We start from the raw sequence: 25711 nt of genomic DNA, 5'->3' as shown, positions 1-25711 counted from the left end.
CTTTGTCGAGATTGCCTTGCTCTCAGGGTTCGAGGACGGCGGCTGGATGTGCTGGCGGCCGGGAGAGGACTCCTTCGAGGATCTGAGGTGACCGGTTTGCGTGCAGGGGGGTTGCCCGCTCCCGGAGGCGAGTCCTGGAGTGGCCGTTAGGGTCGCAGGCAGGAGCCACCCCGCCTACCGGAAGATGATTCAGCACCATGCGCGCAGTGACCATCAACGACCGGGCCCTCAGCATCACCGACCTGCCGGCCCCAGAACCTGGCAGCGCAGAAGTGTTGGTCCGTGTCCGGGCCTGCGGGCTCAACGGTGCAGATCTGCTGCAGCTGAAAGGGCGGTACGCCGCTCCGCCCGGTGCCCCGGCCGACATCCCGGGCCTGGAGATGGCCGGGGAGGTCGTCGGCCTGGGGCCCGGGGCGACCCGCTTCGCGGTCGGGGACCGTGTCATGGGCATCCTCGGCGGGGGTGGTCAGGCCGAACTGTGCGTCGCCCACGAGCGGGTCCTGATGCCCGTTCCGGAAGGGCTGTCCTGGGCCGAGGCCGGTGGCCTGGCCGAGGTCTTCACCACCGCTCACGACGCACTCTTCACCCAGGGTGGCCTCCGGGCCGGTGAACGGCTCCTGGTGCACGGCGCGGCCGGGGGAGTGGGCAGCGCCGCCGTCCAGTTGGGCCGGGCAGCCGGCGCGAGAGTGACTGCGACCGTCCGCAATCCGGACTCCCGCGAACAGGTCGCGGCGCTCGGTGCGAAGGTCGTCGCTCCCGGGGGCTTCGAGGACCACGGCCCCTTCGACGTCATCCTGGAGCTGGTCGGCGGTCCCAACCTCCCCGGCAATCTGGAAGCCCTGGACCTGGACGGGCGGATCGTGGTCATCGGTGTCGGAGCTGGGCGCACCAGCGAACTGGATCTGCAGCAGGTCATGCAGAAGCGGGCACGCATCTTCGGTTCCACCCTGCGGGCCCGCCCTCTGGAGCAGAAGGCAGCCACCGCGCGGGCAGTCGAACGCTCGGTCCTGCCCTTCATCGCCGACGGCACGGTCACCGTCCCGGTCGCCGCGACCTTCTCGCTGGAGCAGGCCCAGGCCGCCTACGACCGGTTCTCCGCCGGGGGCAAGCACGGAAAGATTGTTCTGGTGCTGTCTGAAGAGGCCTGACGGACAGCTTGTCTGAGCATCGGCCGTGGCGTCGGTGTGCTCATCGGGCGATCACCAGCGCCTGGGGTGCCGCCGCCTTCATCCGGGTGACGAACCAGGCCAGTTGCCGCGCGGTGCCGGTCAGGGCGTCCTTCGAAAGGGCCAGCAGGTCGTCATCGCGCAACCCCTGGGCACCCTGACCGATGACCGTCCAGGTGGTCTGCGTCAGCGTGGCCAGCATGTGCAGGTCCTGCAGGTCTCGCAGCAGGCCGACCGGGCCGGTGCGTACCTCGGCCAGGCCGGCGGCGTGGAGGCGTTCGGGCTCGGTGACGGAGCCACCGGAGTCCTCCCCGTACCGCTGGGCCATGGGCTTCAGCCGCTCGACGTGCTCCAGGCTCATCGCGGCCAGGGCCTGGCAGGTGAAGAGGACGTCGGGATGCTCGGCGTGTCCCTCTCCGACGATCCGCAGTGACTCGGCCAGGGCCTTTTCACTGTGGTGAACGAGCGCGACGTACGTGGACAGGTGAGTCTTCATGACCGGCTCCCAGCGCCGGCCTGCGCCGGATCGTTCGGGTACCGCGGGGTGGCAACGGTCTGGCTGGTCGTCGGTCTGCCGCCGCGGGTGGGTGCGACGCTGGCGTCCTGAGGGGTGGATGCCGCAGTGGTCGGTGCAGGGGAGGGACGGTCGCCGTCGCGGACCTTGACGACCCGGCATGCTGCGGTCTTGAAGTAGGGCTGCTTGGAAACCGGGTCCCACACGGTCATCGTCAGCTCGTTGGCCTGCCCTGAGCTGCCGGTGCTGTCCAGGGCGTCGAGATCCCAGCTGCCGTAGTGGAACGGGGCGAACACGGCTCCGCGCATGACCTGGCCCACCCGGGCCCGTACCTGGATGGCGCCCCGTGGGGATTCGACCCGCACCACGTCACCTTCGCTCACTGCGAGGGCGGCGGCGTCGTCCGGGTTGAGTTCCACCCAGGCATCCGGCGCAGCGTTGTTCAGGCTCCGGGACCGCATGGTCTTGGTACGCGTGTGGAATTGGTAGACGGTGCGCCCGGTGGTGAACAGCAGCGGGTACTCCGGGCTGGTCTGCTCATGGGCCGGGGTCCACTCGCAGCCCTTCAGGAAGGCGCGGCCGGCCGGAGCCAGGGCGCGGTGCTCGGCCTCGGTCACGGCCGCCCCGGTGAGCAGATCGTGTCCGTAGGTCTCGCACTCGTCGGTGTCGGTGGGGAACACCGGGTCGGTGTAGAGCCGGTCGGTGCCGTGCGGCGCCTGCTCGTTGACCGGCCAGGGGATGCCGCTGGGCCTGCGTAGCTTGTCGTAGGTCAGTCCGGAGTAGTCGACCGGGCGACCGGCGCTGGCCTTCTTCCAGGCCTCGAAAGCTTCTTCGGGGGTGCGCCAGGTCAGCAGGGGCTTGCCGTCCTTGTCGGTGAATCCCATGGCGTCGGCGTACATCAGGAAGATGTCGAGGTCGCTCTTGGCTTCCCCGGGTGGCTGCACCGCCTGCTCGGACAGGTGGACGGTGCGGTTGACGTTGGTGAAGGTCCCGGTCTTCTCTCCCCATCCGGCGGCCGGGAGGACGACGTCAGCCAGCCGGGCGGTCTCGGTCAGGAACACGTCCTGCACGACCACGAAACACTGCTCACTGGCGAGGATCTTGCGGATACGCCCGGTCTGCGGCATGGACACGGCCGGATTGGTGGCCGAGATCCACAGCATCTCGATGCTGCCTTCCTCGGCGTAGCCGAAGATCTCCATGGCGTTCGTGGGTGGGGCCCAGTGCGGGATGCGGGACACATCGACGTTCCACAGGTCGGCCAGTTCCTGCACGTGTTTCGGGTTGTCCCAGTTCCGGAAACCGGGCAGATCCCCGTCGGCGCCGCATTCGCGGTTGTTCTGCGCGGTCGGCTGCCCGTTCATCTGCAGCACGCCCGAGCCCACCTTGCCGATCAGTCCCCGCAGCAGGTGCAGGTTGTGCACGGCCACGGCGGACGCAGTGGCCTGATGAGACTGATAGAAGCCCTGCAGCACGGTGGAGAGCACGCTCTCGCTCTCACCGAAGATCCTTGCGGCCCGGCGAATGTCGTCAGGGTCAATGCCGCAGATGTTTCCGGCCCACTCCGGCGTGCAGGGCTCCACCATGGCCCGCAGGTCTTCCACGCCGAGGGTGTGGGCCGCAACCCAGTCCTCGTCCACCCAGCCGTTGACGAAAAGTTCCCGGGTGAGGGCGTTCATGAGTGCCAGGTTCGTGCCCACGCGTGGCGCCAGGTGCACCCCGCCGGTACGCACCGCCTCACGGGCCACTGGCGTTCGCCGCGGGTCGACGCAGACCAGTACGGGCGGCTGCTCGCCGTGTGTGCGATCCAGGATCCTGGCCCACAGCACCGTCTGGGTCTCGGCCATGTTGTGCCCGAACAGGAAGATCGTGTCGCAGTGCTCGATGTCGGTGTAGGAGCCGGGTTGCCCGTCTGCACCGAAGCTCTCCTTGAACGCCGCCGCGGCGGTGGCCGTGCACAGCCGGGTGTTCCCGTCCATGTGCGGGGTGCCCAGACCGGCTTTCCCGATCACCCCGAGCGTGTAGTACTCCTCTATGAAGATCTGGCCTGTGGTGTAGAACCCGAGAGACAGAGGGCCTTTCTCGGCCAGCAGACGTTTTGACCTCTCCACGATCCTGCCCATCGCCGTGGGCCAGTCCGTCTCGACCAGTTCGCCGTTCTCACGGATCAGCGGCCGGGTCAGACGGTCCGGCGACGAGGCCCACGGGGTGCTGCCGTACAGGCCCTTGGGTCCCAGGCGGCCGTGGCTGACGACATCGCCGGCCCGTCCGCGCACCCCCACCATGCGCCCGTCCTTGACCGCGATGTCGCACCCGCAGCCGTTGCTGCACAGCACACATGCCGACTGGACCCACCGGTCCACCTCCTGCGCATCCACGCCCTCGTCCAGGTGGGTGTCGACGCGCGCCGGCCACACCGTTCCCTTGGCGTGCGGTGTCCGGGGCCCCCAGATGTCGCTGATGCGGTCGGCCGCGATCATCGCGGAGTCCACCTCCTCGGGCGGCACATTTTGCTCGTGGTCCACAGACAGAGGGTGGGCCCATCAATGCAGTTGCGCAATTACTGCGGTACCCCAGCCAGCACCTGGTGGTGGGGGGCCTGTTCGACTACCAATGGACGCTTCTCGCGCCTGGCGATCGGTGGTCTCGGTACGTCTGTGGTTGAGGAGGATGCGCGGGCACAGTTGGCGCACCACACGTGAACGTGACGCCGTCAGCGCAATCGAGGCGGACACTCGTCCTAAATTTCAAAGGGTTCCGGTCTGAGAGGTCACCATCACGTGCTCGCGACGGTGTACTTCGCAGAGGAGCCAGGGGCGCCACCATCGGCCCGGTCCTGATGACGAAAGCGCCCAGGGGCGATGTCATAGTGGCGCCGGAAGGCGGCCGAGAAGCTGAATTCCGTTGCGTAGCCGATGTGCTCGGCCACCGATGCCAACGGCAGTTCGGTATGACGCAGCAGGTGGGCGGCTTGCTCCAGGCGCCGACGGCTCAGGTAGGCGCTGGGCGTCTCGCCTACTGCGGCGGTGAATCTACGGGTGAAGGCTGCCCGTGACATCCGGGTGCGATCGCTCAGTTCCTGCACGCTCCAGGCCCGGTACGGCTCTTCGCCGATGGCTTTGAGAACCTGGGCGATCTGCGGGTCGGGCGTCTGGTGCCAGGTCTGCTCCTCCTGCAGGCCGCGCCAGGCCCTCAGCAGGTGCACCAGCAACAGGTCCACCACTGCGGCCAGGCCGATGTCGTTGCCGGGGCCGGCCTCGTCGGCGTGCTGGCCCAGCAGTTCGGCCAGGACCGGCAGTTGCGGGTTCTGCTGTCCGTCGATCGTCAGGGTGATGACCTCGGGCAGGCCGGTCAGCGACTCGTGGACCTGACCTCGGTCGAGGTGGTAGCAGCAGGAGACGAATTCGACGTCGAAGGGGGCGGCGCCCGGCACCCATGTCCCGGTCTCCGCCAGCGACGAGAACGGGGCCGGTTCGTGGCTGAAACCGTGCGGCGGACCATGGGGAACGAACACGGCGTCGCCTGCCTGCAGGAACACCGGGGCGCCGTCCTGCGGAACGAGCCACAGGGAGCCCTGCCGGACCACGTGCAGACCGGAGCCGTTGACGGCCGGGAAGCGGGTGGCCCAGGCGCCGGCGTACCGGCTGCGCCGGGCCACGGCCCGCCCCGCGCGGGCGCTGGCCACCACCTCGTTGATCAAGTCCATCGCGGAAGATTCTAGTCAACGGGGTGGAAGAAGTCGTATGCAGCCTGACGCATCCGGGCATGGTGGGCGGGCCTGGCGCCAAGATGCAATGAAGGCATGCCAGGCAACACCACCGACTCCAGCGCGGGGCTTCTCGCACCGGGCGCCCACGAGATCGACATCGACGGAGTTCGGCAGAGCTACCACGTCGCCGGCCGCGGCCCGGTCTGCGTGGCCCACCCGGGTGGACCCGGCCTGAACTGGGCTTATCTGCGCTCAGCGGAGCTCGAGGAACACTTCACGGTGGTCTACGTGGAGCCGGTCGGGACGGGCCGCTCCGGCCGCCCGTCCCGCTACGGCCTAAGCACCTACGTCCACTTCCTGAGCGTGCTGATCGAGCGCCTCGATCAGGCCGTGTACCTGCTGGGGCATTCGTACGGGGGATTCGTCGCCCAGGCCTACGCGCTGACGCAGCCCGAGCTCCTGGCCGGGCTGATCCTGTACTCCACCTCACCGCAGGCCGGCCCCGGCTTCTGGTCCGAGGGTATGAGGTCTCTGGCCTCCTACCCGCAGCGTCACCCGGATGCTCCGGAGGCCGCCATCGTTCCGCAGGCCTTCCAGCAGGCGGTGAACGCGCCCGACGACGACAGCATGAGCCAGGCGTTCGCCACCGCGATCCCCGTCTACTTCGCCGACTTCCACTCTCGGAAGCTCGAATTCGCTTCCTTCCGAGAATCCATCCGGATGAGCAGGGAAGCGGCGAGCGCAGCCGACCCGGTGGTGTTCGACGTCACCGAGCGGTTGGGCGAGATCGTGGTGCCCACGGTGGTGCTCGTCGGCGAGCAGGACTTCCTCTGTGGCCCGCGGTGGGGCTCTCTTCTGGTCCAGGGCCTCCCGGATGCGCAGCTGCACCTGTTGCCGGACAGCGGGCACTTCGCGCATGTCGAGCAGCCTGATGCGTTCGCTGCGGCTGCCGCCTCGGTGGTTCAGGTGGCGAGCTCCCGGCTCAGATAGTCCAAGGGCGGCAACTGCGGGGGATGGCGGCTCCGGTGGAGAAGTGGCAGAGCGCGCCGAACCGCATAGGGGCTCTGGGTGACGAGCCGATCACTTTGGGTGGCTGTTCAACTGCTGCCTCGAGCCTTGGACAACGTAATCATCCTCACGTGAGGCGCCATCACTGGTCAGCCGTCCGGAAGGTGTTCAACTGCTGCCGTATCGGTTGAATGCCCCACTTTGGCCCCTTGAGCGATGGCATAGTCGGCAGCCGCGAGCCCCCGGGGAGTCGGTGGCCACGTCGTGGGACGCGGCCGCTGCAGCCAGAAACCTTTCCGGAACGAGGGTTTTCGATCTTGGTGATCGCACTACCGGAAGGCTTTGATGACTCGCGCATTCGTTGCCGAGGTCGAGGCGGCCGGCCGGAGGCTGCCGGTCCGGGCCTGCGCGTACGAGGACGACCCGCCGGTCTGGCTGTTCCCTTCCATCGGCGAGTACCCGCTGTACGACAACTTCGCCTACGGGCAGATGCTGAACGACGAACTGCGGATGCAGCAGTACGCCGCAGCCGTGGCCAAGCACGCTCCTGGGCGCACGGTCCTGGACATCGGTACGGGCCAGGACGCGGTCTGGGCCCTCGCGGCCGCACGCGCCGGAGCGCAACACGTGTGGGCGGTGGAGGTCATCCCCAAGTCCGCGCAGATCGCCCGGCAGGTCATCGAGGAGGCCGGCTACAGCGACCGGGTCACCGTGGTGGAGGGCCTGTCCACCGAGATCAGCCTGCCCGAGCGCGTCGACCTGTGCGTCTCGGAGATCATCGGCACTCTGGGTGGCTCGGAGGGCGCCGGTTCGGTGCTGCGCGACGCCCGTGAGCGCCTGGTCAAGCCGGACGGCCTGTTCATCCCGCACGTGAGCGTGACCACCGTGGTCGGCCTCGACCTGGGTGCAGTCACCGCCGAGCCGCCGGCGTTCCCGCTGTTCGTTCTGGACTACGTGGGCCAGGTGTTCAACTGTCTCTCTCGTCCCTTTGACTTACGGCTGTGCCTGGTCGGCCTGCAGGACAACCCGGCCCGGCAGGACCTGGCCTACCTGAGTGGGGCCGCCGAGGTCGAGACGCTGCACTTCAACGGCGACCTGCAGCCGGAGAGCACCGACGCCGCCCAGATCCACTTCGGCAAGGCCGGCCGGCTGCACGGCCTGGCTCTGGGCATGCGGCTGTGGGTCGACCCCGACGGCACCGGTGACCCCCTCGACTCCCTGATCCAGCCCAGCAGCTGGACACCGGTGTACGCGCCGCTGTCTCAGGCCGGGCTGCCGGTGCGTGAGGGTGACCGGTTCGAGTTCACCTGGAGCACCGAGCTCAGCGACGACGGCGTCCACCCGGACTACGCCCTGACCGGCACCCTGCACCGCCGGCTCGGCCCGCCGGTGCCCCTGCGCTGGAGTTCGGGTCACCACTCGTCGCAGTTTCGCAAAACGCCCTTCTACCAAGCCCTCTTTCCGGTCGAGTGATGAGCGGTACGGATCACGACGCTGTCGTCTTCCCCGGCCTGGCCGGTGCCACGTTCGCCGACCTGGGCCGGTTCCTGGCGCTGGACCAGTTCGCGCGCCCGCTGCTGCGCCGGGCCCGGACCGTGCTCGGTTACCCGGTTCTGCAGCGCCTGCACGACTCGGGCGAGGACGACTACTCCGAGGCCGCCCAGGTCGCCTCGCTGATCAGTTCCCTGGCGCTGGCCGAGCGGGCCCTGCTCACCGCGAGCCCGGCCTACTGCGCCGGGCCCAGTTTCGGGGTCCGGGCCACGGCCGTTCTCAGTGGTTGCCTGTCTTTTGAGGACGGGGTGCGCGCCACCGTGGGGATGGCCCGTCAGGAGCGCGCCTACTTCGAGAACGAACACACCGATCTGGTCACCCAGACCGTGGTGCGGGTGCCGGACGAGAAACTGACGACGCTTCTGGGGGAGTGGAACGCCCGTGGGGAACGCCTGGAGCTGTCGGGCGACCTGGACCAGGGCTTTGCCATGATCACCCTCAGCGAGACCCGGCTGGCGCAGTTCCGCCGGGAGATCGGTGCCCTCGGCGGCTACAACATGCACACGATGCGCCCCCCTGCGCACTCGGTGCTCTTCGGGGGCCTGCGCGAGACCGTCGCCGCCGAAGTGCTGCCCGCGCTGACGTTCCGCGAGCCCGCCCTGCCCGTGGTCACCGACCAGGACGGCACGGTGGCAGACACCGCGCAGGGGGTACGGGAGATGCTGCTGAACACCTTCGACCGGCCCTTCTCCTGGCCCGCGGTGGTCGCCTCGCTGACCGCCCACGGGGTGCGGACCGTGCACCTGGCCGGGGCCGACCCGCTCTTTCACCGACTGGACAGCACCAGGCGCCACTTCCGGGTGGTCCGGGTGGACCCGCGCTCCGCCCTGCGGCCCACCCCCGCCCTGGCCGGCCGGACCTGATCGATGCCATGCAGCTGGGAGCCTTGCCAATGAGCACCGAGAACCTCCTCGACCGGCTCGGAGCGCTCGCGCCGCAGCAGGTCCGGCAGGAGTTGCTGGAGCTGGTGCTGCGCACGGCCCGGCCGATGATCGAGGCTCCCCTCCGGGCGGAGCAGAGGTTCGCCGACCTCGGCCTGGGGTCGCTGGGCGCGGTCGAACTACACCGCACGCTCAGCGCCACCACCGGCCTGGACCTGCCGTTGGCCATGGCATTCGACCATCCCACCCCGCAGGCCCTGGCCGGCTTCCTGGCCGAACGGCTGCTCGGCGAACCGGACGAGCCGGAGGCGACCTTCACCGCCCCGGCCCTGAGCGACGACCCGGTCGTGCTGGTCGGCATGGGCTGCCGATTCCCCGGCGAGGTGCGCTCGCCGGAAGACCTGTGGCGCCTCGTCCTGGCCGAGAGCGACGCCATCGGTGAGTTCCCCTCCGACCGGGGCTGGGCCCCGTCGTTCTCCGAGGACCCCGACGAGCCGGGCACCAGCTACGTCCGCAGTGGCGGTTTCCTTAGGGATGCGGGCGGTTTCGACGCTGCATTCTTCGGTGTCTCACCCCGTGAGGCCGAGGCGATGGACCCGCAGCAGCGGCTGCTGCTGGAGGTCTCCTGGGAGGCGGTCGAGCGGGCGCGCATCGATCCCCGGTCGCTGGCCGGCACCCGCACCGGCGTCTTCGTCGGCCTGGAGGACCACGAGTACGGTCCGCGCCTGGTGGACGCCCGTGACGGCGCCGAGAGCCACCTGATCACCGGCAACGCCGCGAGTGTCGGTTCGGGCCGGATCGCCTACGTCCTGGGCCTGAACGGGCCCGCGCTGACGGTGGACACGGCCTGCTCGGGGTCGCTGGTCGCGCTGCACCTGGCCGCCCAGTCGCTGGCGCGGGGGGAGTGCGATCTGGCCCTGGCCGGTGGGGTCGCGGTGATGGCGACCACCGGCGGGTTCCTGGCGTTCAGCCGTCAGCGCGGTCTGGCCGCCGATGGTCGGTGCAAGGCGTTCGGGGAGGACGCGGACGGTACCGGTTGGGGTGAAGGTGCCGGAATCGTTGTTCTCGAGAGGCTTTCGGACGCTCGTCGCCACGGCCGCACGGTGCTGGCAGTTCTCAAGGGGTCGGCGGTCAACTCGGACGGCGCCACCAACGGCCTCACCGCGCCCAGCGGACGCGCCCAGCAGCAGGTGATCCGGCAGGCCCTGGCCGTGGCCGGGGTGCCTGCCGCCGGGGTGGACGTGGTCGAGGCGCACGGCACCGGGACCACGCTGGGCGACCTGATCGAGGCGCAGGCCCTGCTGGCCACCTACGGCCAGAACCGCACCGAGCCGGTGCACCTGGGCTCGCTGAAGTCGAACATCGGGCACACCCAGGCCGCGGCCGGGGTGGCCGGGGTGATCAAGATGGTGATGGCGATGCGCGCCGGCGTCATGCCGCGCACGCTGCACGCCGACCAGCCCTCCACCCGGGTGGACTGGGACTCCGGCGCCGTTTCGCTCCTGCAGTCAGCCCGCCCCTGGAACGCCGTCCCCAGCAGGCCCCGCCGGGCGGGCATCTCGGCCTTCGGCTTCAGCGGGACCAACGCCCACCTGATCCTCGAGGAAGCGCCGCCTGCCGCCGTTGTCCCGCCCGAGCGCGACGACTTCGCCGTGCTCTTCACCGAATCATCGGCCGGGACACTGACTGCGGCCCTGCTGGAGCGGTTCGGTGTCCTGGGCGAGACGCATCGGGTCGCCACGGCCGAGCTGGGGGTGCACGGGGCCGTCGTTTCCTCGTTCACCGACCAGATCGCTCTTTTCCGGCTGCTGGAAGCCCACGACCGACGTCCTCAAAAGCTTTTGGGCCAAAGGACGGGTCTGGTCGCCGCGGCGCACGCGGCCGGAGTGCTGTCGCTGGCCGACGCAGCCGCGATGGTGGCGGTGCACGAGCAGCTGAAGGCCGACGTGGCCGCCCGTCTCGTCACGGCCGACGAAGCCGCGGGCGAGCTGCGCTGGGCGGCATCGGTGCTGTCCTACGCGCCCGCCCAGGTTCCGGTGTGGGCGCACGGCCGGGCGCTGAGCGACGCCGAACTCGGATCGGCCGACTTCTGGGTCTCGCACCTCCTGGCCGAGGACGACCTGGACCTCGGTCCGGCGGCCTCCGGCTGGGGTGGTGAAGCTCTGGCTCTGAGCCTGGACGGACGACCCCGGGACGTCGTGCGGCTGCTGGGTGCGGCCGGTGTTAGTGGCGTCACCGTGGACTGGGACCGGTTCGCCTGGCCCCTGCTGTTGTCCGGTCGCACCGCAACGGCGGCCCGCGAAGCCGCCGCCCGGCTCGCCAATGCCCGAAGCGCCGAGTCGCCGTCGGCCGCTGACCTCGCCTGGTCGCTGGTCCGTACCCGCAGCACTTTCGAACACCGGATCGCCGTGCTCGGCGACGAGGTGACTGACCTGCGTGCGGCCGCCGCCGGTCAGCCCTCGCCGCACGTGATCGAGTCGGTTGCCGGGGTGCAGTCCCGCCCGGTGTTCGTCTTCCCCGGCCAGGGCGGGCAGTGGCCGGGCATGGCCACCGAACTGCTGCGGACCTCCCCGGTGTTCGCCCGGTCCATGGCCGAGTGCGCCCGCTCGCTGGAACCTTTCGTGAGCTGGAGCCTGTGGGACGTCCTGGACGACGAGCAGGCCCTGGAGCGCGTCGACGTCATCCAGCCGGTGCTCTGGGCCGTCATGGTCTCCCTGGCCGCCCTGTGGCGCTCGTGCGGCGTGGAACCGGCTGCGGTCGTGGGGCATTCGCAGGGCGAAATCGCAGCCCTCTGCGTGGCCGGTGGCCTCTCGCTCGACGACGGTGCGCGGGTCGTCGCGCGGCGCAGCCAGGCCATCGCCCGGTCACTGGGCGCCGGTGGGGCCATGGGCGCGGTGGCGCTGCCGGCTGAGCAGGTGGCCCAGGCGCTGGAGGAGGGCGTGTCCATCGCGGCGGTGAACGGGCCCGCCTCGGTGGTCGTCTCCGGTGAGCTCGCGGCCGTCACCCGGCTCGTCCAGCGGTTCAAGGACGAGGGCGCCCGGGCCCGGGTCATCCCGGTCGACTACGCCTCCCACTCACCGGCCGTGGACGCGCTGCGCGAGGAACTGCTGCGAGAGCTGGCACCGCTGGTACCGCGAACCTCGAGCGTGCCGGTGTTCTCGTCGGTCACCGGCGCGCCGATCGACACCGCCTCGGCCGACGCCGGGTACTGGTTCCGCAATCTGCGCCAGAGCGTGCTCTTCGAGGACGCCACCCGTTCCCTGGCCGCGCAGGGCCACACCCTGTTCCTGGAGATCGGCCCGCACCCGGTCCTGACCGAGGCCATCCAGGAAACCCTCGATGACCTCGATGACAGTGAGAACATCGACGTCGGGCTGGTTCTGGCCACCCTGCGGCGCGGCGACGGCTCCACCAGCCGCTTCGTCACCGCCCTGGCCGAGGCGTTCGTCAACGGCGTCCAGGTCGACTGGGAGAGCGTGTTCGCCGGGAGCCCGGCCCGCGCGGTCGACCTGCCGACCTACCCCTTCGAGCACCGCCACTTCTGGATCGATGACCGAACCGCGGGATCGGCGCGCACCGCCTCGGTCCCGGCGCCCGTCCTCGCGGCCGAACCACTCGAGGCGCCCGAGGCCGCTGATCTGCGGGACCTGGTCGGCCAGCACGTCGCCGCCGTGCTCGGGCACCGCTCGGCCGACGAGATCGACACCGCCAAGGCCTTTCGCGACCTGGGCTTCGACTCCCTGGCCGCGGTGCAGCTGCGCAACCGCCTGGGCACGGCCACCGGCCTGGATCTGCCCACCACCCTGATCTTCGACCACCCCACCGTCCAGGCCCTGGCCGGACACCTGGCCGGGTTGCTGGGCGAGGGCCCGGACCGATCGATACGGGCCCTGAGCGGCGCCGCCCCCAGCACCGACGACGACCCGATCGTGGTCGTGGGCATGGCCTGCCGCCTGCCCGGCGGTGTGCAGCGCCCCGAGCAGCTGTGGGACCTGCTCCTGGCCGGCGGCGACGGCATCACCGCCTTCCCCACCGACCGGGGCTGGGACCCCGAGCGCATCCAGGCCTCCTCCACCGACCAGGGCGGTTTCCTGCCCGAAGCCGGCGACTTCGACGCCGCCTTCTTCGGCATCTCCCCGCGCGAGGCGCTGGCCATGGACCCCCAGCAGCGCCTGGTCCTGGAAACGTCGTGGGAAGCCCTGGAAGACGCCGGGGTCGACCCCACCTCGCTGGCCGGGATGCCGGTCGGCGTGTTCGTCGGGGCCATCGCCTCCGGCTACGGCGAGGTGGTCACCCGCTCGGCCCCCGACCTCGCCGGCCAACTGGTCACCGGCGCCGCCCAGAGCGTGCTCTCCGGCCGGGTCTCCTACTCCCTCGGGCTGCAGGGGCCGGCTGTCACGGTCGACACCGCCTGCTCCTCCTCGCTGGTCGCGATGCACTGGGCCGCACAGTCACTGCGTTCGGGGGAGTGCACGAGCGCCCTGGTCGGCGGGGTCAGCGTGATGGCCACCACCGAGCCCTTCGCCGGGTTCTCCCAGCAGGGCGGGCTGGCCCCGGACGGGCGGTGCAAGGCCTTCTCCGACGCCGCGGACGGCACCAGCTGGTCCGAGGGCGTGGGAATGATCGTGCTGCAGCGCCTTTCCGAGGCCCGCCGGGACGGCCGTCCGGTGCTGGCCGTTCTGCGCTCCAGCGCCGTCAACCAGGACGGGGCCTCCAACGGCCTGACCGCCCCCAACGGCCCGGCCCAGCAGCAGGTGATCCGGCAGGCGCTGGCCGGCGCCGGGCTCCGCGGCGCCGACGTGGACGCGGTGGAGGCCCACGGCACCGGCACCGTGCTCGGCGACCCGATCGAGGCCCAGGCCCTGATCGCCACCTACGGCCAGGACCGTTCCGAACCGCTGTACCTGGGATCGGTGAAGTCGAACATCGGCCACACCCAGGCCACCGCCGGGGTTGCCAGCGTGATCAAGATGATCCTGGCGATGCGCCACGGCGTGCTCCCGCGCACCCTGCACGTCGAGCGCCCCTCCACCCAGATGGACTGGTCGGACGGCACGGTGCAGCTGCTCACCGAGGCCACCGCCTGGCCGGACTCCCCGCAGCGGCCCCGCCGCGCGGGCGTCTCCTCGTTCGGGGTCTCCGGCACCAACGCCCACGTCATCCTCGAAGCACCCGAACCTGAGGACGTCCCCGCTCCGGTTCCGCTCGAAGCGCCGGTTGCGTGGGTGTTGTCGGCGCGCACACCCCAAGCCCTGCGCGAGCAGGCCCGCCGCCTGGCCGGGTCCGTCCCGGACGCGACCGCCGCCGACGTAGCCTGGTCGCTGGTGAACACCCGGACGGCCTTCGCCGAGCGGGCCGTCGTCGTCGGTTCCGATGCTGCTGGCCTGCGTTCCTCACTGGAGGCATTCGCCGCCGGCGAGGCCGCCTCCCCGATCGTGCGTGGCCGGGCCCGGGGCGGTTCGGTCGGTGTGCTGTTCAGCGGCCAGGGGTCGCAGCGTCTGGGTATGGGCGCGGGGCTCCGCGAGAGTTCGGCCGTCTTCGCCCAGGCGCTGGACGAGGTCGTCGCGGAACTGGACCAGCACCTGGACGGATCGCTGGCCGAGGTGATGCGCGGCAGCGACGCGGATCTGTTGCAGAGCACGGGCTGGGCGCAGCCGGCCTTGTTCGCGATCGAGGTCGCCCTGTTCCGGATGCTGCGCTCGTGGGGGGTGCGGCCCGCCTTCCTGGCCGGGCACTCGGTCGGCGAAGTGGCGGCGGCCCACGTCAGCGGGGTGCTCTCGCTGCCCGACGCCGCTCGCCTGGTGGCCGCGCGCGGACGCCTCATGCAGGCCCTGCCGGCCGGCGGGGCCATGACCGCCCTTGAGGCCTCCGAGGCGGAGGTCGCCGGGTTCCTGGGCGAGGACGTCTCGCTCGCCGCGGTCAACGCGCCCGGCTCGGTGGTGATCTCCGGCGTCGAGGCCGCGGTGCAGCGGGTGGGTGAGCACTTCGCCGGCCTGGGGCGGCGCACCACCCGGCTGAAGGTCTCGCACGCCTTCCACTCGGTGCTGATGGAACCGATGCTCGCCGACTTCCAGGCCGTGCTGGAATCGCTGGACTGGAACCCGCCCAGCATCCCGGTCGTGTCGACGCTCACCGGCGCGCCGGCCGACCCGGCCGAGTTCGCCGCCCCCGAGTACTGGCTGCGGCAGGTCCGTTCGGCCGTGCGCTTCGCCGACGCGGTCGCCGCGCTGGAGTCCCTGGGCGCGCGCACCCTGATCGAGCTGGGGCCGAACGGGTCGCTGGCGGCCATGGCGCAGCAGACCGCATCGGCCGACGTGCTCGCCGTGCCCATGCTCCGCGGGGCCGACCACCCCGAGGACCAGTCCGCCCTGACCGCGGCCGGGACGCTGTGGGCCCACGGCGCTCCCGTCCAGTGGGACGAACTGGTCAAGGGTGGACGCCGGATTGCGTTGCCCACGTATGCGTTCCAGCACGAGCGGTACTGGATCGAGGACGCCCCGGTCGCCGCGGACGTCTCGGCTGCGGGAATGGCCGGGATCGAGCACCCGGTACTGGGCGCCCGGCTGGACCTGCCCGCCCATGCGGGAGTGGTGTTCAGCGGGCGGGTCTCGATGCGCACCCTGCCCTGGCTCTCCGGGTACGAACTGCACGAGCAGATCGTCCTCCCGGCCGGTCTGGTGACGGACCTGGTCATCCGGGCCGGTGACGAGGTCGGCTGCGGGCGCATCGACGAACTGGTCATGGAAGTGCCCGCCGTGGTGCCGCCCACCGGCAGCCTGCAGTTGCAGGTGCTGCTGGTCCCCGAGCGCGACCGCTGGCTGGTCGAGGTGCACACCCGGCCGGAGGGAGCCCAGCAGTGGCGCAGCTGCGCCACGGCCACGCTCTCGCTGGGTGGTGAGACCTCGGACGGGCTGCGGCAGTGGCCCCCGGCGGGTGCACAAATGCTCGACCTGACGGCTGGAGCCGGTTCTGCCTTCGACGTGGCCGTTCAGGAGCCGGTGACCGGGGCTGGGGCGCTTGCCTGCGTGAGCAGGGCCTGGCGACGGGGCCGGCAGGTGTGGGCGGAGGCTGAACTCCCTGAGGTGGGGTCCGAACTGGGCCTTCACCCGGCATTGCTCGACGTGGCGCTGCAGGTGGCCGGTCTGGCCGACACGGCTGAGTCCGGTGCGGCCTTGATCGAGGTGGTGCCGGCCGCGCTGACCGACGTCGAGCTGTACGCCACCGGCGCGCAGCGGATACGGATCCAGGTCGAGCTCGGTGATGACGGCCTGGGAGTGACGGTGGCCGACGCGGGTGGGGAGCCGGTGCTCACCGCCGGGTGCCTGCAGACGGTGCCCGTGGACGAACTGGTGCTCGGCGACGCCTCCGATGACACCGTTGCCCTCGGCCTGGACTGGCTGCCCGCGGCCGCGCAGAACGCCGCCGGTGACTGGGTGGAGGTGGGTGGTGAGACCGGATTCGCCGACGTGGCAGCGCTGCTTGCCTCGATCGAGGCCGGGCGGGCGGTGCCGGACGGCGTGGTGCTCCTGCCCAGCGGCGTGACCACCGACCAGCCCGATGACGGCGCGCCGGAGCGGGCCCTGCGCGTGACCGCCTGGACCTTGGATCAGCTTCAGACGTGGCTCACCGACCCGCGTCTGGCCGCGGGGAGCCTGACCGTCATCACCCGCGGGGCAGTGAGCGTGGGCGTCGATGAGGCGATCGCCGATCCGGCCGGCGCTGCGGTCTGGGGTCTGGTGCGGACCGCGGCCACCGAGAATCCCGGCCGCATCTGCCTGGTGGACCTGGAACCCGGAGCCGCTGTCCGGGTACTGGCCGGGGCCGGGCAGTGGGCCGTACGCGGTGAGACCGTGTACGCGCCGCGTCTGGTCCGGCGGGCCGTTCCGGGCACAGAAGCCACCGAGATCAAGGGACGGGTGCTGGTCACCGGGGGGACCGGCGGCCTGGGGCAGCGGGTGGCCCGTCACCTGGTCACCGCCTACGGCGTCAGCGACCTGCTCCTGATGAGCCGGCGGGGCGATCAGGCCGCCGGGACGGCCGCCCTGATCGAGGAGCTCGCTGCCCTGGGGGCCCGGGCCACCGTCGTGGCCTGCGACGTGGCCGACCGGCAGGCTCTGGCCCGGGTGCTCGCAGAGCATCCGGTGACCGGCGTCGTCCACACTGCCGGTCTGGTCGAGGACGGCACCCTCACCTCGCTGAGCGCCGGGCACCTCGGGCGCGTGTTCGCGCCGAAGGTCTCGGGCACCTGGAACCTGCACGAGCTGGCCGGGGACCTGGACCTGTTCGTGGTGTTCTCCTCCATGGCCGGGATGCTCGGCGACGCAGGCCAGGCCAACTACGCCGCCGCCAACCACTTCGCTGATGCCGTGGTGGAGCTGCGCTGCGCCCAGGGCCTGCCCGGCGTCTCGATGGCCTGGGGCGCCTGGTCCGCCGAGGCCGGACTCACCGCGGCCCTGTCCGAGGCCGATCTGCGCCGGCTGAACACCTCCGGTCTGCCCACCCTCCGGCCGGAGCAGGGTCTGAGCCTGTTCGACCGGGCATTGTCCTTCGTGCACGGGCAGAGCGGCCCGTCCGCCGTGCTGGGTCTGACCCGGCTGGATCTGGCTGGTCTGCGCGCCCGCCCGCAACTGCCGCCGGTGCTCACCGCGCTGGCCGGGCGCACCGCCCGCCGGAGCGCCGGGAGCCAGGAGTTGACCGGCTTCGCCCAGCGCTGGGCCACCGTCCCGCCCACCCAGAGGGCGTCGTTCCTGCACGACCTCGTGCGCGATCATGTTGCTGCCGTGCTGGGCCACCGCCCCGGCACCACCGTCGATCCCGCCCAACCGTTCCGGGAGCTGGGCTTCGACTCACTGACGGCTGTCGAACTGCGCAATCAGCTGGCCGCCGTCACCGGGATCGCGCTGCCCGCCACCCTGGTCTTCGACCACCCCACCGCCAACGCCCTGGTCGAGCACCTCACCGAGATGCTGCAGGGCAGTGCGGTGGTGCCGGAGGGGGTCGCTGGGGCGGCCGCTGGGGTGGCGGACGACCCCATCGCCATCATCGGGATGGCCTGCCGCTACCCGGGTGAGGTCACCACCCCCGAGGAACTCTGGGACCTGGTGCTGCAGGGCCGCGACGCGATCAGCGGCTTCCCGGGTGACCGCGACTGGGACCTGAGCACCCTCGAGGCCGGCGCCTCGGTGACCTCCAGCGGTGGGTTCCTCACCGGGGCCGGGGACTTCGACGCGTCCTTCTTCGGCATCTCCCCGCGCGAGGCGATCGCCACCGACCCCCAGCAGCGGCTGCTGCTGGAGACCTCCTGGGAAGCGCTGGAGTACGCCGGGATCGCCCCCGACTCGCTGCAGGGCCAGCCGGTCGGGGTGTTCGCCGGGGCCTTCGAGTCCGGCTACGCCCAGCTCGCCGCCTCAGCAGGGGACGACCTCGCCGGGCACCTGATGACCGGCGGCTCGCAGAGCGTGGTCTCCGGGCGGGTGTCCTACGTGCTCGGCCTGCGCGGACCGGCCCTGACCGTGGACACGGCCTGCTCCTCGTCGCTGGTGGCGCTGCACCTGGCCGCCCAGGCGCTGCGCTCGGGGGAGTGCAGCATGGCCCTCGCCGGTGGAGTGACGGTGATGGCCACGGCCGAGACCTTTGTGGGTTTCACCCAGCAGGGTGGCCTGTCGGCGGACGGGCGGTGCAAGGCGTACGCCGACGGCGCCGACGGCACGGGCTGGGCCGAGGGTGCGGGAATGCTCGTGCTGCAGCGTCTTTCTGATGCTCAGCGGGAAGGCCGGCGGGTGCTGGCGGTGCTGCGCTCCAGCGCGGTGAACCAGGACGGCGCCTCCAACGGCCTGACCGCCCCCAACGGCCCGGCCCAGCAACGCGTGATCCGCTCCGCGCTGCACTCGGCGGGCCTGGCCCCCGCCGACATCCAGGCGGTCGAGGGGCACGGCACCGGGACCGTGCTGGGCGACCCCATCGAGGCCCAGGCACTGCTGGCGACCTACGGCCAGGACCGGCCCGGCCCCCTCTACCTCGGCTCGCTGAAGTCGAACATCGGGCACACCCAGGCCGCCGCCGGCGTGGGCGGTGTGATCAAGATGGTGATGGCCCTGCGCCACGGGGTACTGCCGCGCACCCTGCACGTCGGCCGGCCCTCCACGAAGGTCGACTGGGCCGCCGGAGACATCCAGCTGCTGACCGAGCAGACCCCGTGGCCCGCGACGGACGGGCCGCGCCGGGCCGGGATCTCGGCCTTCGGGGTGTCCGGGACCAACGCCCACGTGATCATCGAGGCGGTCCAGGCCGCACCCGTGGCCCTGGCCGAGACCGACGTGGAGGGCTCAGACGGCCCCCTGGGCCATCTCGGCCCGGTCGGCGTGAACGGCCCGCTGGTGCCCTGGGTCCTGTCCGCACGCTCCGCCAAGGCGCTGCAGGGTCAGGCCCGCCGCCTGCTCACCCGGCTGGGCGAGAACGCCGGAACGGTCGATGCGGTCGACGTCGGACGGTCGCTGATCCACGCCCGCAGCGCCACTTTCGAGCACCGGGCCGTCGTCACCGGCCGGGCCGGGCTCCAGGCCCTGGCCCAGGGCGAACCGGCTCCCGAACTGACCACCGCCCGAGCCCGCCCGCTCGGGGCACCCGTCTTCGTCTTCCCCGGCCAGGGAGCCCAGTGGGCCGGGATGGGACGGGAGCTGCTCCGCTCGTCCACTGTTTTCGCCTCCGCCCTGGCCGACTGCCAGCGGGCACTCGACCCGTATGTCGACTGGTTGCTCACCGACGTCCTGGCTGACGCCCAGGCCCTCGAGCGGGTGGACGTGGTCCAGCCGGCCTCCTGGGCGCTGATGGTCTCGCTCAGCGCGCTCTGGCAGGCGCACGGCGTGCAGCCAGCTGCTGTCGTCGGGCACTCGCAGGGCGAGATCGCCGCGCTGTGCGTGGCCGGAGCCCTGTCGCTGGAGGACGGCGCGCGCATCGTGTCGATGCGCAGCCGGATCATCGCCGAGGAACTGGCCGGGCGCGGCGGCATGATCGCGGTCGGTCTCGGCGCCGAGGCCGTGGCTGATCTGATCCGCCCCTGGGGAGAGGATCTTTCGCTCGCCGCCGTGAACAGTCCTTCGTCCGTGGTGCTGGCCGGTACCCCGGCTGCTGTGCAGGAAGTAGCCGCCCGCTGTGAGAGCGACGGGGTGCGCGCCCGGATCCTGCCGGTGGACTACGCCTCGCACTCGGCGCAGGTCGATGCGATCGCCGAGCGACTGCTCAGCGAACTGCACGGCATCGCACCCCGGCCGGGCGAGATCCCGGTGTACTCGACCGTGACCGGTTCGCTGTTCGACCCTGCGCTGGCCGACCCGGCGTACTGGGTGCGCAACCTGCGGCACACCGTCAAGCTTGCCCCAGTCGTGCAGGACCTGGCGCAGGCCGGGAAGAACTCCTTCGTCGAGATCAGCGCGCATCCGGTGCTGGTGGGCGCCATTCAGGAAACGGTTGCCGACGCTGTCGTCGTGGGCACCCTACGACGCGAGGACGGTGGTCCTTCGCGGCTGCTCACCTCGCTCGCCGAGCTGTTCGTGGCCGGCGGGCCGGTTGACTGGAGAACGCTTTTCACGCAACCGGGACGGTTCGTCCAACTGCCCACCTACCCCTTCGACCGACAGCGCTACTGGCCGCCGGCCAGCACACACAGCGCCGACGTCCGGGGTGCCGGTCTGGCTCCGGCCGGGCACCCACTGCTCGGCGCGGCCGTGGAACTGCCCGAGGACGGAACCGTCGTTCTCACCGGCCGCCTTTCGGCCCGTTCCCACCCGTGGCTCGAGGGGCGGACCACGTTGCCCGCGGCCGCGCTGCTCGAACTGGCCGTGCGAGCGGGCGACGAGGTCGGGGCCGAAGCAGTCCGACGGTTCACCCTGGAGACGGCTCTGGTCCTGCCCGAGCAGGCCGCTGTCCAGCTGCGGGTGACGGTGAAACCCTCTGGGGACGAATGGACGCTCGGGGTCTTCGCCCGTCCGGACGTCGATGGGCAGTGGACGCGGCATGCCACGGGCGTGCTCGGACCGAGCGTCGAAGCGACCTTCGACGCCGACGAGCCCGGCGTGGCGATCGCGGTCCCGGACGTTCCCGGATTCGGCCTGCACCCGGGCCTTCTGGACGCGGCCCTGCAGTCCGCGGCTCAGGTGTCCGAGGGTGAAGACCTGGTCGCGAGCGAGTTCCACGACGTCACCCTGCATGCTTCGGGCGCCTGCGAAGGGTCGGCGGCGCTGCAGGCGCTGGCCCCAGACTTGTACCGCCTGCGCATCACCGACCCGGCGGGTCTGCCGGTCCTGAGCATCGGATCCCTCACCCTTGTCCCTGCGGCCGAACCGGCCGCCCGCACAACGGACGTCACCGTGCTGGTGCCGGACTGGGAACGGGTGAAGGTGGATCCGGCATCCTCCACCGGTTGGGTCGTGGTCGGCGGCGGCGGTGCGCAAACGGATCTCGCAGCCCTCATCGATCTGGTGGACACCGGCGCGGCCGTCCCCGGGGCGGTTGTGCTGGCCGTGCCGCGTACTCCAGACGTGCCGGACTCGTCGGCCGGGGTCGCTGTCAGCGCTGTGGTCAGTCCGCTCGATCCGACGGGACCGATCGGGGCCGCGCACAGCAGCGCCATCTGGACGCTGGCGCAGGCCCAGCGCTGGCTCGGCGACGCGCGGTTCGCCCACACCCGGCTGATCGTCGTGACTCGCTCGGCGGTGACCACCAGCCCGGACGAGGTGGCCGACCTCGCGGCGTCCACCGTGTGGGGCCTGATCCGCACCGCACAGACCGAGAACCCCGACCGCATCGTGCTCGTCGACCTGCCGCTGAACGCCGAGCTCGACCTGGGGCTGCTGGCCGGCGTCGCGGCGTCGGCGGAGAGCCAGGTCGCGCTGCGCGGCGCCGCGGCAGGGACGGTGCTCGCTGCCCGGCTGGTGCGGCACCCGGCTCCGGGCTCGCCCGGATCGGCGAGCCCGGATCTGAGTGATGGCACTGTCCTGCTCACCGGAGCCTCGGGCGGCCTCGGTCGGCTCTTCGCCCGCCATCTCGTGCACCACCACGGCGTACGCGACCTTCTTCTGGTCAGCCGCCGCGGCCCGGCCGCCGAGGGCATGAGCGCCCTGACCGGCGAGCTCACCGATGCCGGGGCCCACGTCACCGTCGCGGCCTGCGACGTCTCCGACCGGGACGCTGTAGCCGATCTGTTGCGCAAGGTGCCGGACACCCGTCCTTTGATCGGGATCGTGCACACCGCTGGGGTTCTCGACGACGGGGTCATCACCTCCCTGACCCCCGAACGGGTCCGGAACGTGCTGCGGGCCAAGGTGGACGCTGCCTGGCACCTGCACGAGCTGACCCAGCACCTGGATCTGCGCCTGTTCGCCCTGTTCTCGTCGCTGGCCGGGCAGCTCGGTGGGCCGGGCCAGGGCAACTACGCGGCCGGCAACGTGTACCTGGACACCCTGGCGCAGTGGCGCCGGGCCCAGGGGCTGGCCGCGACCTCGATGGCCTGGGGCGCCTGGACCCCGGAGACCGGGCTGACCGGCACGCTGAACGAGGTCGACCTCAAGCGGATGGCCAAGGCCGGCATGCCGCTGCTCACCCTGGACCAGGGGCTGGAGTTGTTCGACCGTGCGCTGGCCGACGAGGCCCCGGTGCTCGGCCTGACCCGGCTCGACATTCCCGGACTACGCGACTCCGGGGACGTTCCGCCGGTGCTGCGCACGCTCACCGGTGGCATTGCGCGCCGTAGTGCATCCCGCTCCGCCCCGGACGATTTCGCCCAGCGATGGGCCGCGATGGAGCCCGACCGGCGGGGCCAGACGCTGCGTGACCTGCTGCGCCGTCACCTGGCCGCGGTGCTGGGGCATTCGTCGTCCGAAGACATCGACGACGCGCAGGCCTTCCGCGAGATGGGCCTGGACTCGCTGACCGCCGTCGAACTGCGCAACCAGCTCGGCGCGGCCACCGGCCTGGCCCTGCCGGCCACCCTGGTCTTCGACTTCCCCACCGTCTCCGCCCTGAGCGCACACCTCGCTGTCCTGCTCGGCGGTCCCGAGAACACCCCGGCCCGGCCCGAGGTCCCGGTGCCCACCCCGGTCGACGACCCGATCGTCATCGTGGGCATGTCCTGCCGCTTCCCGGGCGGGGTGAGTGGCCCGGACGAGCTGTGGAACCTGCTCGCCGAGGGCCGCGACGCGATCGGTGCCTTCCCCACCGACCGCGGCTGGGATCTGGAGGACCTGATCGGTTCCGGGGCCTCGGTCACCGCCCGCGGTGGCTTCCTGGAGGATGTCGGTGGCTTCGACGCCGCTTTCTTCGGCATCTCGCCGCGCGAGGCGCTGGCGATGGACCCGCAGCAGCGCATCCTGCTCGAGACCGCCTGGGAGGCCGTCGAGGACGCCGGGATCGATCCGACCGGCCTGGCCGGTGAACCGGTCGGCGTCTTCGTGGGTGCCTTCCCCTCCGGCTGGACCGAACTGGCCACCCGCGCCGACCGCGACCTGGCCGGGCACCTGATCACCGGCGGCTCGCAGAGTGTGCTGTCCGGCCGGGTCTCCTACGTGATGGGCCTGCAGGGACCGGCCGTCACCGTGGACACGGCCTGCTCGTCCTCGTTGGTGGCCCTGCACTGGGCGGCTCAGGCACTGCGCACGGGCGAGTGCTCGATGGCCCTGGCCGGCGGGGTGACCGTGATCGCCACCCCGGACACCTTCATCGGCTTCAGCCAGCAGGGCGGGCTCGCCCCGGACGGCCGCTGCAAGGCGTTCGCCGACTCTGCCGACGGCACCGGCTGGTCCGAGGGTGCCGGAATGCTCGTCCTGCAGCGTCTTTCCGACGCTCGCCGGGACAAGCGCCCGGTCCTGGCGGTGCTGCGCTCCAGTGCCGTGAATCAGGACGGCGCCTCGAACGGCCTGACCGCACCGAACGGCCCGGCCCAGCAGCGGGTGATCCGTCAGGCGCTGGCCGCGGCGGGCCTGTCGGGCTCGGACGTCGACGTCGTCGAAGGGCACGGCACCGGAACCGTTCTCGGTGATCCGATCGAGGCTCAGGCGCTGCTGGCCACCTACGGGCAGGACCGGGACGAGCCGCTGTACCTGGGTTCGCTGAAGTCGAACCTGGGCCACACCCAGGCCGCGGCCGGGGTGGCCGGCGTGGTCAAGATGGTGCTGGCCATGCGGCACGGGACGGCCCCGGCCAGCCTGCACGTGCAGGCGCCTTCGGCCAAGGTGGACTGGTCGTCCGGCGCCGTGCAGGTGCTCACCCGGAACACGCCGTGGCCCTCCAGCGGGCGCCCGCGCCGGGCCGGTGTCTCCTCCTTCGGGGTCTCGGGCACGAACGCCCACGTCATTCTCGAACAGCCCGAACCAGAGGACGTCCCCGCGCCGGTGACGCCTGAGGGCCCGCTTCCGTGGGTGGTTTCGGGAAAGACCGAGGACGGGGTCCGCGCCCAGGCCGGGCGGCTGGCCGGGTACGTGGCCGAGAACCCGGCCGGGCCGCTGGACATCGGGTGGTCGCTGGCCAACCAGCGCGCCCGGTTCGGGCACCGGGCCGTGGTCGTGGGTGCCGATCGGGACGAACTGCTCGAGGGCCTGCGTGCTCTGGCCGCCGGTTCACCATCCGCCGCAGTGACTCTGGGTCAGAGCCGGGGTGCTTCGGACGTTGCCGTGGTGTTCAGCGGTCAGGGTTCGCAGTGGCCCGGCATGGGCCGGGAACTGTACGAGGCGGCACCGGCCTTCGCGCAGGCCTTCGACGAGGTGACGCGGGCGCTGGACGAGCACCTGGAGCGACCTCTGCGCGAGGTGATGTGGCCTGACGCCGGTCCCGCCGAACCGGAGGCGGGGCAGTTGCAGCAGACCGGCTGGGCCCAGCCCGCGCTCTTCGCCCTCGAGGTCGCCCTGTTCCGGCTCCTGCAGGCGTACGGCGTGCGCCCGGCCCACCTGGCCGGGCACTCCGTCGGCGAGATCGCGGCTGCCCACGTCAGTGGTGCCCTCACGCTCCCGGACGCGGCTCGGCTGGTGGCAGCGCGTGGCCGGCTCATGCAGGCCCTCCCGGCCGGTGGAGCGATGGTGGCCATCGAGGCCGCCGAGGACGAGGTGAGCGGCCTGCTGGGCGAGGCGGTCACGGTGGCCGCGGTGAACTCGCCGACCTTCCTGGTCGTAGCCGGCGCGGAGGACGACGTTCTGGCCCTGGCCGAGACGTTTGCGGCGATGGGGCGGCGCACGAAACGGCTGAAGGTCTCGCACGCGTTCCACTCGCCGCTGATGGAGCCCATGCTGGCCGAGTTCGAGCAGGTGCTGAAGACGCTGCGGTGGGGTACCCCGGACACGCCGATCGTCTCCACGCTCACCGGCGGCCCGGTCACGCCGGAAGACTTCTCGACGCCGGAGTACTGGGTGCGCCAGGCCCGCGAGGGAGTTCGCTGGGCCGATGCGGTGCGTGCGCTGGAAAGCCTTGGTGTGCGCGCGCTCATCGAGGCCGGGCCGAACGGCTCCCTGGCCGCGGCGGCCCAGGAGAGCCTGTCGCCGGCGGTGAGGGCAGTCCCCGTACTGCGCGGCGCGGACAACGCCGGACTGCCGAGCGTGATGAACGGACTGGCTGCGGCCTTCGTGAACGGCGCAGCGGTCGACTGGAATGCCTTCCTCGCTGGTGGCCGGGGGACGACGTTGCCCACCTATGCCTTCCAACGTGAGCGTTACTGGGTCGAGGTACCTGTGGAGAAGACGGACGAGTCGGCTGTTCTCGAAGCGTGGCGTTACCGGGAGTCCTGGACGCTGCTGCCGGAGAGCGGTCAGGCCCAGGTCGCGGACGGGCCGGCGGACTGGGTGGTGGTCGCACCGGTCTCGCTCCTGGACGATCCGGAGGTCTCGCTGATCGCCGCCGCGCT

7 protein-coding genes and 1 pseudogene are annotated in these 25711 nt (G+C 71.5%); 5 read left to right on the top strand and 3 right to left on the bottom strand.

The genetic code is table 11. The features are described from left to right. Positions 1-197: 197 nt before the first annotated feature. Complete coding sequence (locus LWF15_RS31230) at positions 198-1148, top strand: NAD(P)H-quinone oxidoreductase (protein WP_269811159.1); 951 nt, start codon at positions 198-200, stop codon at positions 1146-1148. 40 nt (positions 1149-1188) lie between these two features. On the opposite strand, the gene LWF15_RS31225 is transcribed toward LWF15_RS31230, so the two are convergent. The 3 genes from LWF15_RS31225 to LWF15_RS31215 all read right to left on the bottom strand — a co-directional run bounded on the left by LWF15_RS31225 (position 1189) and on the right by LWF15_RS31215 (position 5386). Beyond that, a complete protein-coding gene (locus LWF15_RS31225) occupies positions 1189-1662 on the bottom strand; it encodes a hypothetical protein (protein ID WP_232814575.1) in 474 nt (157 codons plus the stop codon). Continuing rightward, on the bottom strand, positions 1659-4160 hold the full coding sequence (locus LWF15_RS31220; RefSeq protein WP_269811160.1) for a molybdopterin oxidoreductase family protein: 2502 nt from the start codon (positions 4158-4160) through the stop codon (positions 1659-1661). The genes LWF15_RS31225 and LWF15_RS31220 overlap by 4 nt, the downstream gene beginning before the upstream one ends. 296 nt (positions 4161-4456) lie before the next feature. After that, complete coding sequence (locus LWF15_RS31215) at positions 4457-5386, bottom strand: helix-turn-helix transcriptional regulator (protein WP_232814573.1); 930 nt, start codon at positions 5384-5386, stop codon at positions 4457-4459. Between the two features lie 96 nt (positions 5387-5482). Here LWF15_RS31215 and LWF15_RS31210 point away from each other — a divergent pair, with 96 nt between their 5' ends. The 4 genes and pseudogenes from LWF15_RS31210 to LWF15_RS31195 form a co-directional block, all read left to right on the top strand. After that, entirely contained in the window at positions 5483-6379 is an 897-nt protein-coding gene (locus LWF15_RS31210) for an alpha/beta fold hydrolase (RefSeq protein WP_232814572.1), read from the top strand. 363 nt (positions 6380-6742) lie between these two features. Beyond that, a complete protein-coding gene (locus LWF15_RS31205) occupies positions 6743-7870 on the top strand; it encodes a 50S ribosomal protein L11 methyltransferase (protein ID WP_232814571.1) in 1128 nt (375 codons plus the stop codon). Continuing rightward, on the top strand, positions 7870-8811 hold the full coding sequence (locus LWF15_RS31200) for a hypothetical protein (RefSeq protein WP_232814570.1): 942 nt from the start codon (positions 7870-7872) through the stop codon (positions 8809-8811). Before LWF15_RS31205 ends, LWF15_RS31200 begins: the two co-directional genes overlap by 1 nt. 23 nt (positions 8812-8834) lie before the next feature. Next, positions 8835-25526: pseudogene (locus tag LWF15_RS31195) on the top strand (SDR family NAD(P)-dependent oxidoreductase); the annotation flags it as partial. Positions 25527-25711 lie beyond the last annotated feature (185 nt).

The sequence above is a fragment of the Kineosporia rhizophila genome (assembly GCF_021277265.1).
Taxonomy (GTDB): Bacteria; Actinomycetota; Actinomycetes; order Actinomycetales; family Kineosporiaceae; genus Kineosporia; species Kineosporia rhizophila.
The sequence above is the reverse complement of the archived record's forward strand: the minus strand, read 5'-3'. Positions and strand labels throughout refer to the sequence as shown.

Coding starts and splice junctions, on each gene's coding strand:
- LWF15_RS31230 (WP_269811159.1), top strand. CDS start 198: ATGCGCGCAGTGACCATCAACGACCGGGCCCTCAGCATCACCGACCTG.
- LWF15_RS31225 (WP_232814575.1), bottom strand. CDS start 1,662: ATGAAGACTCACCTGTCCACGTACGTCGCGCTCGTTCACCACAGTGAA.
- LWF15_RS31220 (WP_269811160.1), bottom strand. CDS start 4,160: ATGATCGCGGCCGACCGCATCAGCGACATCTGGGGGCCCCGGACACCG.
- LWF15_RS31215 (WP_232814573.1), bottom strand. CDS start 5,386: ATGGACTTGATCAACGAGGTGGTGGCCAGCGCCCGCGCGGGGCGGGCC.
- LWF15_RS31210 (WP_232814572.1), top strand. CDS start 5,483: ATGCCAGGCAACACCACCGACTCCAGCGCGGGGCTTCTCGCACCGGGC.
- LWF15_RS31205 (WP_232814571.1), top strand. CDS start 6,743: ATGACTCGCGCATTCGTTGCCGAGGTCGAGGCGGCCGGCCGGAGGCTG.
- LWF15_RS31200 (WP_232814570.1), top strand. CDS start 7,870: ATGAGCGGTACGGATCACGACGCTGTCGTCTTCCCCGGCCTGGCCGGT.